The 12236-nt window shown below is 38.3% G+C and carries 11 protein-coding genes; 2 read left to right on the top strand and 9 right to left on the bottom strand.

Annotation, left to right across the window (positions count from 1 at the left end; translation table 11 throughout):
- The first annotated feature begins 75 nt into the window (after nt 1–75).
- On the top strand, nt 76–297 hold the full coding sequence (locus EXE29_RS04770) for a hypothetical protein (RefSeq protein ID WP_120364026.1): 222 nt from the start codon (nt 76–78) through the stop codon (nt 295–297).
- A gap of 151 nt (nt 298–448) precedes the next feature.
- Here EXE29_RS04770 and EXE29_RS04765 read toward each other — a convergent pair whose 3' ends face one another.
- Nucleotides 449–1471 (bottom strand): glycosyltransferase, encoded by a 1023-nt coding sequence (locus EXE29_RS04765; protein ID WP_228198710.1) that lies wholly within the window; start codon nt 1469–1471, stop codon nt 449–451.
- Nucleotides 1472–1685: 214 nt separating this feature from the next.
- Entirely contained in the window at nt 1686–2666 is a 981-nt protein-coding gene (locus EXE29_RS04760) for a glycosyltransferase (protein ID WP_120364024.1), read from the bottom strand.
- A gap of 233 nt (nt 2667–2899) precedes the next feature.
- On the opposite strand from EXE29_RS04760, the gene EXE29_RS04755 reads away from it, so the two are divergent.
- Nucleotides 2900–3784: a glucosamine inositolphosphorylceramide transferase family protein gene (locus tag EXE29_RS04755; protein ID WP_120364058.1), complete on the top strand. Its 885-nt coding sequence runs from the start codon at nt 2900–2902 to the stop codon at nt 3782–3784.
- Between the two features lie 4 nt (nt 3785–3788).
- Here the strand turns inward: EXE29_RS04755 and EXE29_RS04750 are convergent, their stop codons facing one another.
- The 7 genes from EXE29_RS04750 to glnE all read right to left on the bottom strand — a co-directional run bounded on the left by EXE29_RS04750 (nt 3789) and on the right by glnE (nt 12213).
- Nucleotides 3789–4826 (bottom strand): glycosyltransferase, encoded by a 1038-nt coding sequence (locus EXE29_RS04750; protein ID WP_120364023.1) that lies wholly within the window; start codon nt 4824–4826, stop codon nt 3789–3791.
- Entirely contained in the window at nt 4823–5596 is a 774-nt protein-coding gene (locus EXE29_RS04745; RefSeq protein ID WP_120364022.1) for a glycosyltransferase family 2 protein, read from the bottom strand. Before EXE29_RS04745 ends, EXE29_RS04750 begins: the two co-directional genes overlap by 4 nt.
- A complete protein-coding gene (locus tag EXE29_RS04740; RefSeq protein ID WP_120364021.1) occupies nt 5593–6348 on the bottom strand; it encodes a polysaccharide deacetylase family protein in 756 nt (251 codons plus the stop codon). The genes EXE29_RS04745 and EXE29_RS04740 overlap by 4 nt, the downstream gene beginning before the upstream one ends.
- Nucleotides 6348–7376, bottom strand: a complete 1029-nt coding sequence (locus tag EXE29_RS04735) for a glycosyltransferase family protein (protein ID WP_120364020.1) — start codon at nt 7374–7376, stop codon at nt 6348–6350. The genes EXE29_RS04740 and EXE29_RS04735 overlap by 1 nt, the downstream gene beginning before the upstream one ends.
- Before the next feature lie 143 nt (nt 7377–7519).
- Nucleotides 7520–8425: a mitochondrial fission ELM1 family protein gene (locus EXE29_RS04730; protein WP_120364019.1), complete on the bottom strand. Its 906-nt coding sequence runs from the start codon at nt 8423–8425 to the stop codon at nt 7520–7522.
- Between the two features lie 83 nt (nt 8426–8508).
- Nucleotides 8509–9435 carry a branched-chain amino acid transaminase gene (locus EXE29_RS04725; protein WP_120364018.1) on the bottom strand — a complete coding sequence of 309 codons (927 nt, stop codon included), beginning with the start codon at nt 9433–9435 and terminating at the stop codon, nt 8509–8511.
- Nucleotides 9436–9453: 18 nt separating this feature from the next.
- Complete coding sequence (gene glnE / locus EXE29_RS04720; protein ID WP_120364017.1) at nt 9454–12213, bottom strand: bifunctional [glutamate--ammonia ligase]-adenylyl-L-tyrosine phosphorylase/[glutamate--ammonia-ligase] adenylyltransferase; 2760 nt, start codon at nt 12211–12213, stop codon at nt 9454–9456.
- Between the last annotated feature and the right edge of the window lie 23 nt (nt 12214–12236).

The raw sequence follows: 12236 nt of genomic DNA, 5'->3' as shown, positions 1-12236 counted from the left end.
GGGCTTATTCAATTGAGATCAATTTTCAACAGTGGCATAATAGCGCTCTCTTAGATTGTTACAGTGTATATCCCTATGGCTATGCGTCCTGAAGTTCGCCGTCGTGCAATTGTTATTATTGTATTTTCAATCGTTCAATGGGTGTTTATGCGCTATATCGTCGACAATCAGCTTTTTAATTTAACCACCTATAACCGTATTGTGATTTTCTGTGCCAGCAGTTTGGCAGGTGCATTCGCTATTTTTGTTGCCCTGATTTATATGGTCTTAAAGGGTAATGCGGATAAAGAAGAATAATTTCAGCTTATATATCGTCTAAGCCTAGAAGGTTCGCATAGGCTTTGTAAGTATTTCTTTTCTTAATAAGTTCACTCATAAGCAAACTTTCTATGCACCAGCGCCCTTCTGCAATCAGCAGAAGGGGCTATTCATCCAAAATAATTAAACCTTAAGCAACATGTGCTTTTTGATCTAATAGACTCTCATAAGCATCTAAATATTTTTGAGCAACATTGTTAATATCAAATCGCGCTGATTCAGCTTTCACTTTTGCAAATTTTTCATTAAATTCATTATAGTGTGAATAAACTTCATTAAATTTTAGCGTCAGTTTTTCCGCATTATCTTCAATAATAAAATCATCACCCAAAACTTCACGATGATTCGCTGTATCTAATGCAAAGACCATTTTCCCATAATAAATGCCTTCAATCAGCGCCAAAGAAAAGCCTTCTAGTCGTGACGGTAAAATTTGTAGATCTGAGCTATAAATATAATCCCAAGGATTATCGACAAATCCAACCAGTTTAACTTTATCTGCGACGTTTAATTTTTCAATCAATTCTTTCAATGCTTGCTCATGAATACCTTGACCCAGAATATAAAAACGATAATCAAAATTAACCTGACTTAAAGCACTAATTGCCAATTGCCAATTTTTATGTTCTTCCAGTCGGCCAACACCAACTATATTAAAAACGTCATTACTTAGAATCTTTTTCGGTTGCTGAAATTTAATGCCGTTTTCTATCAAAATATTCTTTTGTGCATTACAAAGCTTCAGCGTTTCTGGCGAAATACCCACACATATATCTGCATATTTCATGCGTTTCTTAACGAACCAATTATGCTTGGTAAATACCAACGGTATTTTTTTTGACAGAAATATTTGACAATATTTCATGATTTCTAGCATTTTTGTATTATGGCAATGAATCACATCGGGGTTAATATTTTTTAAAATTTTGGCAATTTTATATAAATATAAAATATTATGACGGTTTCGGTCCGTTTCAATATCAATAAAATTGACAGTGTCATCAATATAATCTGTAATTTTGTTGCCTTGAAAATCGTAAGTATTGGCTAATAAAAATACTTCATTATTTTGGCTCATCGCATTACACAAATCTACGCAGACTTTTTCTGTACCGGCAAACTCAGTAAAATATAATATGTGGACGATCTTCAACTTCTCATTCTCTAAATAGATTTTAGTTAACTCAGCTGCGTAAGCTGTGAGAAGATATTTTATACAAAAAAAATTACATTACGTTAATTTAGCCTTAATAAATTAAAAATATTTTAGAAAATAACACGATATAATACAAATAGATGTCAAAAAAATGGCTGACTTAAAAATTTTCAAATCAGCCATGTAAAAATAATACAAAAATAAACAAACTTTAAAGGATAGTTTGATATGCCTCTAAGTAGCTATTTGCCATTTTTTGAATACTAAATCGATCTTTACTGGACTTAATATTCGCAAACTCACCGACAAAGTCATTATAGTTTTTATAAACTTCATCAATCTTAGAGCGCAAAGCATCCGCATTAGTTTCAAATTTTAAAGACGCTGGTAAAATTTGCTCACAAATACCCGTATGAGATGAAATCATTAGAGGTGCATAATAGATTGCATCAATCGCAACAAGACCATAGGGTTCAAAACGTGATGGAATAATATGTAAATCACTACTATACAGAACGTTATTAATTTGATTACTGAACCCTTTTAAAAAGACTTTGTCTTGCAAATTTCGCTCTTGAATCAACTGCTGTAAATTGTCTTTTTCATCCCCTTCGCCAAATATATGACATTCAAAATCAAAGTTCACAGCGGAAAGTGCTTCAATCGCAATATCAAAGCCTTTCATGTTATCTAAGCGACCTGTTAGTACAACGTAAAATTTATCAGGACGTTCAATTTTGATTGGCGCTTTATAGGCCATACCATTTTTAATAATAATCGATTCTTGTTTCAAAAGTTGCTGCGTATCTTCTAAAATCGCTACACATAGATCGGCAAGATTGTATTTTTTCTTATATTGCAAGGTATGTTTAGTCGCAATAATCGGTATCTTTTTTTTCAAAAAAAATTGAGCATATTTCATAATCTCAATTTCCTTTGTGTTATGACAATGGATAATATCTGGTGCTATTTTTTCTAATAACTTCGCAGTTTGATATAAAAATAATGGATTATGACGATTCTTTTGAAAATCAAATTCTATGAGCTCTATAGAGTCATCAATATAAGGTTTGATCTTGTCATGACTCAAAAGATAGACCTGATGTTCTTTTACCATCTCATTACACAAATCCACACAGACTTTTTCCGTGCCCGCAAACTGAATCCAATGTAACGTATGAAGAATCTTCATCTATCTTCCCAAAATTGTATTACAGCTCAATTATTTTAAATACAGACTTAGATCTGAAAGTAAAGATCAAATCCGTCCATAGTCAGATAAAAATAATGCCGTAAGCGCTCATAAAATTTAAAACAACACGATTCTATTGATGTATAAGCCGTGCCAAACACCAATATTTTACTGAATGAATATCATACCTAATGTAGAATTAGATAAATAGTATTATGTCTTTACACAGCTTTATGATGCGCACAATTTTAAAGAAATGGTATAAATTTCAACAAAAGCAACATGCTAGAAAATTTGATTCTCATTGGTACATGCGTTTTGGCTGGTTGCAACAACCATTAAACAATCAAGAACAGCTAAAAACGCTTTTTGAAATTCACTCACCACGCAAATTTACTTTCGCTGATTGTTTTTATGCACAAGACAATGATCGACATTTCATTTTCTTTGAAGAAGTTGATGATATTCATCCTGTTGGTTTTTTGTCAGTTCTAGAAATATTTAAAGATGGAACTTATACAGAACCACAGACCATCTTAAAACTTGACTATCACCTGTCTTACCCATGTGTTTTTCAGGTTAAAAATGAATGGTTTATGATTCCAGAAACCAGCGCCAACAAAACTGTTGAACTTTGGAAATGCATAGACTTTCCTCTAAAATGGGAAAAACACAGTAATTTACTTGAAGGCATAGAGGCAGTAGATACAACACCCTTTTTGCATCATGGCATGTGGTATTTATTTACTTCAACCCGTCGAAATTGCAAAAAATTTGGTGACCGTTTAGATTTATTTATGACGCAAGATATTTTAAATCCTAACTGGCAAGAGCATCCACAAAACCCTGTATGCAAGGGACATCAGCAATTCCGCATGGCAGGAAAACCATTTATCTATGATGGCAAACTGGTGCGCCCAAGCCAAGATTCTCTCAAACGTTACGGTGGCAACATTGAGCTCAAGCATATTGTAGAGTTAAGCCCAACCACCTATAAAGAAGAGCTCTTAGAAGTAGTTCTGCCAGATTGGAATACCCAAGATGACGGCTGTCATACCATCAACGCTGAAGATAACTTTGTGGTACTCGATGCTATTCGCTTAACAGCCAAAAAGTAAATGATTATGCTGAGCGTAGCAAATCCTTGTAAATTTGAAGGGTTTGCTGTGTCATGGCTTCAACTGTAAGTTCTGCTTTTGCCTTTGTAAATAAAGGCGCAAAATCCTGCTCAGCGACATCTGATAGCGCTTGCTGAATTGAGGCATTTAACTGCTCAGCATTGCCAATTTCCGCCAAGTATGGTGCAGGCAACCATTCAATTACCCCATTCACTTTGGTTGATGCCATGGTTTTATCTGCTTGTAGCGCTTCCACCATGACTAATGGGAAGCCTTCACGATCTGAGGAAAGTACCACGGTATCAGCCAGCTGGATCAAATCACGTGCATCTGTACGAAAGCCTAGAAATGCAACTTGAGACTGCATATTTTGTTGCTGAACTTGCGCTTCTAAATGACTACGCAAAGAACCATCACCAACAATCCATAAATTAGCATCAATCCCCTGCATGGCCTGAATCAACAGACTGATATTTTTTACAGGTTCTAGACGCCCAATGCACATCACCAGTTTTTTTGAGCTATCCATAGCTGGATGCACTGTATAAATATCTGCTTTCAGTTGCTGTTTTTGCTCACTCAACAGTGCAGGTTGCGGATAAACACCGTTATATACAATATGTGCTTTATCTGCGGGAATGCCTTGTGTAAGCGCTTGACTGACTGCAATGACCGCATCACCAGAAGCATAAATGGCTTTATTTTTTTTGGTCCCATGTACTGTAGTCACCAGTTTTACAGGTTTCAACCAGCCACGGATTTTGCTCATCAGCTCAGCGGCCTTACCCGCCTGCGCATGCACAATATCTGGCTGAATTTGATTAATCAGACTTTTGAGTTGCCAAAGCAAAAATAAATTCCAGCGACTACGAGCAAAATCAACAGGGTGAAAGTGAACCTTTTCATTAAATTTTTCGGCATAACATGGGTGCGCCAAAATATGCACTTCATGTTGGAGCGACATTTCATTCACCAAGTTAAAGGTATGTTGCTCTAAACCACCAATACCGCCACTCGTTGCTAGAACTTGTACAATTTTCACGGCTGATCCTGTTTTTTCTTTGTAGCATTTTGATGTTGCTCAAAAAGCTTTGCCTCTTTTAAAAAGGCATAAAATGCATTGATCATGCTGTTTACAAAACCACGCCAGCCATTTAGACAGCTACGACGAATAAAGTAGGACTTTAAAAAGGTCACTGGCATAACCAAGCTTAATTTCAACAAGCTAGGCTTTTTGCCTTTTTGAAATTTTTCTGCGGCTTTTAAGTTGGAGTACTGATTATTTTTTTCAACTTTGACAAAAATACTCGACTCGCCATAGTGATAAATATCACCCTCTGCTTTCAGACTTTGCCCATCGACAATCACATTTTCATGGACTTTATTTGCAAGGTCATATTGGCCTTTGCTTTTACGAAAAAACCGTACTTTGGCATGTTTTTTCGTATGCTTACTATTGGGCACACCTAAAAATACATCGTTAATAGGTGTGATGAGTGCATCCACTTGATTGTCTTGAATTGTACGTTCAATCTCAGCTTTAAGCTCAGCAGACAGGACTTCATCACCATCTAAATTCAGCACCCAATCATTTTTGCACTGTGCCAAAGCTAAACTTTTTTGCGCTGCATAACCCTGCCAATCTTGATGTGAAATACGTGTATTGGCAAAAGACTGTGCAATCGCATAGGTATCATCGGTACTGCCAGAATCCAAAATAATAACTTCAGAAAAATCTTTAACGCTCTGCAAGGTGTCTTCTAACCAAGGCCCGCAGTTTAAAGTCACGATATAAACACTACATGGAATCATAATTTATAACGTCCTTTCGCTAAGGCAATGCGCATTTGTAACGCATTCATTGCGCCATGTGTACTCACACGTGGAATATTAAATTGGTTGGCTGTACTGATATGTTCTACTTTTTTACGCGTAGACACTGCATTTTTAAAGCCGATTTCTTTGGCCATTTGCTGGTGCTTTTCATTAAAACGACCAAAGGGGTAAGCAAAACTTGGGCATTGACCAACAATCGCTTCTACATCTTTTTTAGATGCCTGCATTTCTGCAAATGCCTGTTCATCTGACAATTTCAGTAGGTTTACATGGTGCTGTGTATGTGCACCAAACTCAATCACACCGGAATTAGACATTTCAATAATTTGATCTGTACCTAGCTTTTCAATACCTTCAATTTGAGTGGCCAAATAAATGGTTGCCTTGGCATTGTATTTTTTCAGTAGTGGATAGGCATGTTCATAGTTATCTAAAAAGCCATCATCAAATGACAGCGCGAACACATCTTTTTGCCCTTGGTACTGATCAATTTCAGAAACAAAACAGAATGTGGCATTCTTACTCACCAAATACTGGAGCAACTCTTCAAACTTGGCAGGTGGCATATTCATGCCCGATGCTTCTGCATGCGGTGTGACTTGATGCAACATCACGACGCGTGGGATATTTGCAGTGCGTAATGGAGGCAACCAAAAGGTATAATTACCCAACAGATAGAGTACGCCTGCCAACACCACTAAACCTACCAGCACATAAAGAATCCACATTAAGCATATACCTCGTGTGACCATTCATAAGGTTCAGACAATGGCTGATCAAAAGTGACTTCAATCATAAACTGTGTAATACGCTTTGCATTAAAACTACTACGCGTTTTATTCCAACCTGCTTCTGCAATTTTTTTAGCTTCGTCAGGATGATCTGCGTAGTGTTTAATTTTAGCAGCCAAGTCATTTTGATCGTCAAAATAAACCACTTCTTGCTCTGTATATAGCTGATCAAAACCAGGAATACGCGGACTAAAGGTTAATAAGCCATTGCCCGTTAACTGTACAATTCGATCCGAACTATATAAAGTCACGTCGTTTTTACGTGAATAATTTAGGCCCATTCGAGATTCAGACAAGACTTTATAATAACCTTTTCCATATACGCCAGGTTGCTCAAAGCAACCATAATACTGATATTGAATACTATTTTGAGTGAGTGTATCTGCTAAGTCTTTTAAGAATTTTTCTCGAACAGGCTCTTTATACACCACACCACAAAATATGAATTCTTTATTAATGTGATCCGATTTAAATTGCGTCAACACTTCCACATTACGATGCCCTACATTTGGCATATAGGCTGTTTTTAAATGCGGTTGTTGCAATTTTTTAAGATATTCCCCACCCGTCGTACAGAAAATTGCATCTAAATACGGCGAAAACTCGCGAACAAAGCCGAGCTTTTGTTCCAAGTACAATGGGTCGACATACCAAAAGGCAATTTTTGTTTGTGGAAATTGCTGTTTTATATCGCGCAATACTGTTGGACTCATCAAGTCACTGTGGCCGATCAATACTAAATCAGGTTCAATATTATTGACGATTTTTAAAATTTCTTTATTGGCCCAATTTGCACCCAATTTTTTAGTTTTAAAAATAGTGCCCATACGCGCCATATCACGGAAACTGAAATCATAAACAAAGTGTCCATTTTCAATTAAACCAGCGGAAATTTTGCGGTCAGTGCAATAGAAATGTGCACCCTGCTTATTAAATCCAAAATTCGCGATATGTAAGATTTTCATAAATCACTCAAAAACAAGCTGCTAACTTCTGCCTATTCGGCATATTCTAATATTCAATTCAAAAGCATAGCATAAAGCGGTTTTAACAGCAGTAACTGACTGTTTGCTTTTCTGCGCTAAGCCATTGAAATTCTGTATATGAACTATTTCACACTAAGGTATTGGGCTAAAAGCTTCTGCGCAACTTTGTTCGCTTCTTCAAATGCTGGCGCCACATGCAATTCATTCACATTAAACTGCGTAGAAACAATTTTTTTATCCAACAAGCCATCTACAGATTTCACAATCCGATCCGCTTTTAAACGATCCACTGGAATTACACCCACTTTACAGCCAGCGGTCAGTGCCTCATAAATCATAGACACACTATCTTCTGTCACCCAAACCGCCTCAGCTTTTTGCATTTCTTCAAAAATCCATCCCTGTGGCGTTTCTTCTACAGGAAAAATCTGCAACTGCTCGGCAAAAGCTTGTTGTTTCAGTTGCACTAAAAATTCACTGGGCGTTCTACGTGATGTAGTCAAAATAATGTCTGCATCCAGATTTTGCTCTGCAATTCGTTGAATAGAATGCAGTACTTTAGACGTATTCCACTGATGACGTTTAGATGAACCTCCTAAAGCAATTAACACCCTTTTGGGCTGATGACGTTGCTCATCAATAATTGGATTTAATGCACCTTGTGTCAAAATCACATTGCCCAGCTCAGCAATACCATCATGCTCAGGAATAACCACATGATCAAACCAGCCAAATGGAAAATTCGGCTTCATTAAAATCACTGTTTTTGACTCAGGATATGCCTTGCCCAACAGCAACACACGAGACTGCGTATGACTACCGACCCCAATAATGTAATCAGGTACTTGAGTAAATACGTTCGTCTTGGACTGAAGCATGGCTTTAATTAAAGTAAAAAGTGACAGATCATCAATCGAAACTTCTTGAAAAGTCACTGTTTCAGTAGATTGGCGCTGCATCGCTTTAAACAGGCCGAGGGCTTGCGAACGATGCCCTGCCTTACCATCACTGACATAAACAATGTGCATATTCAATTTCCAAATGATCTATTCATTACAACCAATAAAAAAAGGCGAAACATCTGTTTCGCCTTTCATCTTAACCGATCAGCTTATTTTACGTAAGTTAACCAGTGTGCATATTTAGGGTCTTTGCCCTGAACTGCATCGAAGTATGCTTTTTGGATTTGAGTTGTGATTGGACCACGAACACCTTCACCAATTTGACGATCATCATATTCACGAATTGGTGTTACTTCAGCTGCAGTACCTGTAAAGAATGCTTCATCTGCAATGTAGAACTCATCACGTGTGATACGGCGTTCAACAACGTCATAACCCAAGTCTTTAGCAATGGTAATAATAGTTTGACGCGTAATACCGTCTAATGCACCACCAGCGATATCAGGTGTATGAATCACGCCATCACGTACCAAGAATACGTTTTCACCAGAACCCTGACATACATAGCCTTGCGGATCTAGCAACATTGCTTCGTCGTAGCCAGAATGCGCGACTTCTTGGTGTGCAAGAATAGACAAGGTGTAGTTACCTGATGCTTTTGCTTTACACATCGTCACGTTTGGATGGTGGTGTGTAAAAGATGAAGTTTTAACGCGAATGCCTTTCGCCATCGCTTCTTCACCAAGGTAAGCACCCCAGCTCCATGCTGCAACCACTGCATGAATTGTGTTGTCAGATGCTGCAATACCTAATTTTTCTGAACCAATAAAGATAATTGGACGTAAGTAACAAGATGCTAATTTATTTTCACGAACCACATCAATTTGCGCTTGTTCTAATGCTGCTTGATCAAACGGAACTTTCAGTTGATAAATTTTCGCAGAATTTAGCAAACGCTTAGTATGTTCTTTTAAACGGAAAATCGCCGTTCCATTCGGAGTTTCGTAAGCACGGACACCCTCAAACACACCCATACTGTAATGTAATGTATGTGTTAATACGTGAGTTTTTGCCTCACGCCAATCAACTAATTGTCCATCTTGCCAAATAAAACCATCACGATCAGCCAAATTCATGACCTAAACTCCAAATTTTTATACACAGTCATTTTTATCCAAGGCAAACATTGCACTCGGATCGATTAATCTTTGCCATAACTTACAAACGACCTCTCGGGTATCGTGCCAATCCGTCGCATTTACTTGCATTGATTGATTTGCAAGGGCTAAACGGTGGCTCTCGGCGCGTTCGCGAAGATAAGCTTGAATCAATGCTGTCGCATCGTCGCTGGATAAGCGACTTGCTTTTGCGGCGTCTTCAAGGATTCGTACATTGTCGGAGTAGTGGGCGAGATCAGAATTCGTCCCACTCCATGCTAATACCACATACTGTGCCATAAATTCGATATCAACGATACCTCCTGCGTCTTGTTTTAAATGAAAAATCCCATCTTTTTGCTGTTCTTTAGAAGAACCTAAATGGTCTTTCATTTTTTGACGCATTTTTAAAACCTCAGCACGTACATTTTGCTCATCACGCGGTAAGGTTAAAATTTGACGGCGTAATTGCTCAAATTTCTGACGCAATGAATGTTCACCAGCAATTGAACGGGCACGCACCAGTGCTTGATGCTCCCAGACCCATGCGCTCTTAAATTGATATTGCTCAAAAGCTTTTAAGCTCGTAACCAACAAACCTGCTTCACCTGAAGGTCTTAAACGGGTATCAATTTCATAGACTCGGCCATCTAAAGTTTGTGTGGTCATTAAAGACATAAACTTCTGTGCCACACGCATTGCAAATTCAAAACCACTAATCGGTTTCAAACCATCGGTATCTGCTTGTTCGTCCATATAATGAATAAATACCAAGTCGAGGTCTGAGCCATAACCCAGTTCAATCCCACCCAGCTTGCCATAACCTGCAACTGCAAAAGCAATATGATCTAAACCACAGCGTTGACCATCAGCATCCACAGGATAACCATGTTTTTTAGCTACAATTTGGTAAGCCAAATTTAATGTTGCTTCGACTGACACTTCAGCAATATCGGTTAAAGCATCAGACACTTTCATTAATGGACTTTCTGCCAATACATCACTGGCCGCCACAGTTAATACATTCGATTTTTTAAATAAGCGCAGTACGCGCATTAAGTCTTCAACATCATCCAGCTCTATACGTAGGAGTTGCTGACGTAGGGAGTCTTCCAAATCTTTACGTTTAGGAAGCTCAAAATCCATAGATAAAAACTCATCCAACAACACAGGATAATGCGTTAATTCCTCACAAATCCATGGACTGACGGTGGCCATTTTCACCAGTCGTTGTAATGCACCTTTGCTCTCAATTAACATCACCAAATACACCGTACGGCGCATGACTGATTCAACCAAAGGCATTAAACGCTGCAAAGCCACTTGTGGACTGTCTGACTGAATAACCGCTTCAACCAAATGTGGCCAAAACATTTTTAAACGCTGTACCGCTTTAGCAGGTAATTTTTTTAAGGCATGGCCATGCCAAAACTCATGCACTAAATTTTTAGCATTATCATCCAGCACATCATTGAGCTGCTTTTCCAATTGACTAAAACTTTCAACTAATGGATCGGGTTCTTTTTCTTTAATCAAATGCTCAAATTGATAAATTACCCGTGCTCGTTTGCTGTTTAGTACCTGCAAAAATCCATCCCAAGTTGCATAACCCAAGGTGTCTAAAATGCGCTGACGTGGTTCATCTTCATGCGGTAAGGACTGCGTTTGCTGATCGTTTAAGGCCTGAATCGCATGTTCGATTCTGCGTAAAAATAAGTAAGCATCTTCTAATTCTTGCACCGCTGTCATATCGAGTAAGCCCACTTCACCCAAATGATGCAAACTCACCAAACATTGTCGGTCTTGGAGTTCTAATTTTGAACCACCGTAAATAAGCTGAAAGACTTGTACAATAAATTCAACTTCACGGATACCACCTGCGCCGAGCTTTATATCGTCTTCAATATTACGGCGGAGTACTTCCCGCTCAATCATGCCCTTCATTTCACGCATGGCTTCAAATGCAGTGTAGTCAACGTATTTACGGAACACGAAAGGTCGAGTCATGTCGAGTAATTCATTACCTTCTTGACCGCCTGTCACGATGCGTGCTTTGATCCATGCATAGCGCTCCCACTCCCGTCCATGCTGGCTTAAATATTTTTCTAATGCCACATGACTAATGGCTAACGCGGAACCATCACCCCATGGACGCAAACGCATGTCTACTCGAAAAACGAAACCATCTGCGGTAATTTGATCCAGCAGATAAATCAGTTTTTGTCCCCACAAAATACAAAATTGCTGTACATCAATACATTTACGGCCATTGGTTTCACCTTGCTCATCAAAGGCAAAAATTAGGTCAATATCACTGGACAAATTTAGTTCTTGTGCACCCAGTTTTCCCATCGCAATCACGATCAAATCTTGAACTTTGCCGTTATATCCTATTGGCTCACCATGTTTAGCCACCAAAGGTGCATAAGCAAATTTTTTCGCCATACAGATGGCAATATCGGCAAAGTCTGAAAGCTCTCGGGTAAGGGTAATTACATTCGTGAGCTGGTTAGCATCTTGCCAAATCCACCGAAACATTAAACGCGCACGTAAAATACGCATTTCACGCATCCAAACCTGCTCATCTTGAATTTCGCATAGCGCGACTTCAACAAATTCTTGTATTTTTTCGGTGCTTAAAGGTAATAAAAATTGGTCAATTGCATAATCTTGTTCTATTAAATTGCGATGGATTCCCAACACTTGCTCTGCATATTGGCTAGCACGCAAGGTCTTCTGCAATTGTTCCACATTCATTTGTTAACCCATAAGCCTGTTTT

The organism is Acinetobacter sp. WCHAc060006 (assembly GCF_004209135.1).
Classification (GTDB): Bacteria; Pseudomonadota; Gammaproteobacteria; order Pseudomonadales; family Moraxellaceae; genus Acinetobacter; species Acinetobacter cumulans.
The sequence above is the reverse complement of the archived record's forward strand: the minus strand, read 5'-3'. Positions and strand labels throughout refer to the sequence as shown.

Excerpts from the sequence above, each read along its gene's own strand:
- EXE29_RS04755 (WP_120364058.1), top strand. The coding sequence starts at position 2,900 with ATGATGCGCACAATTTTAAAGAAATGGTATAAATTTCAACAAAAGCAA.
- EXE29_RS04740 (WP_120364021.1), bottom strand. The coding sequence starts at position 6,348 with ATGTGGATTCTTTATGTGCTGGTAGGTTTAGTGGTGTTGGCAGGCGTA.
- EXE29_RS04770 (WP_120364026.1), top strand. The coding sequence starts at position 76 with ATGGCTATGCGTCCTGAAGTTCGCCGTCGTGCAATTGTTATTATTGTA.
- glnE (WP_120364017.1), bottom strand. The coding sequence starts at position 12,213 with ATGAATGTGGAACAATTGCAGAAGACCTTGCGTGCTAGCCAATATGCA.
- EXE29_RS04730 (WP_120364019.1), bottom strand. The coding sequence starts at position 8,425 with ATGCACATTGTTTATGTCAGTGATGGTAAGGCAGGGCATCGTTCGCAA.
- EXE29_RS04745 (WP_120364022.1), bottom strand. The coding sequence starts at position 5,596 with ATGATTCCATGTAGTGTTTATATCGTGACTTTAAACTGCGGGCCTTGG.
- EXE29_RS04725 (WP_120364018.1), bottom strand. The coding sequence starts at position 9,435 with ATGAATTTGGCTGATCGTGATGGTTTTATTTGGCAAGATGGACAATTA.
- EXE29_RS04735 (WP_120364020.1), bottom strand. The coding sequence starts at position 7,376 with ATGAAAATCTTACATATCGCGAATTTTGGATTTAATAAGCAGGGTGCA.
- EXE29_RS04760 (WP_120364024.1), bottom strand. The coding sequence starts at position 2,666 with ATGAAGATTCTTCATACGTTACATTGGATTCAGTTTGCGGGCACGGAA.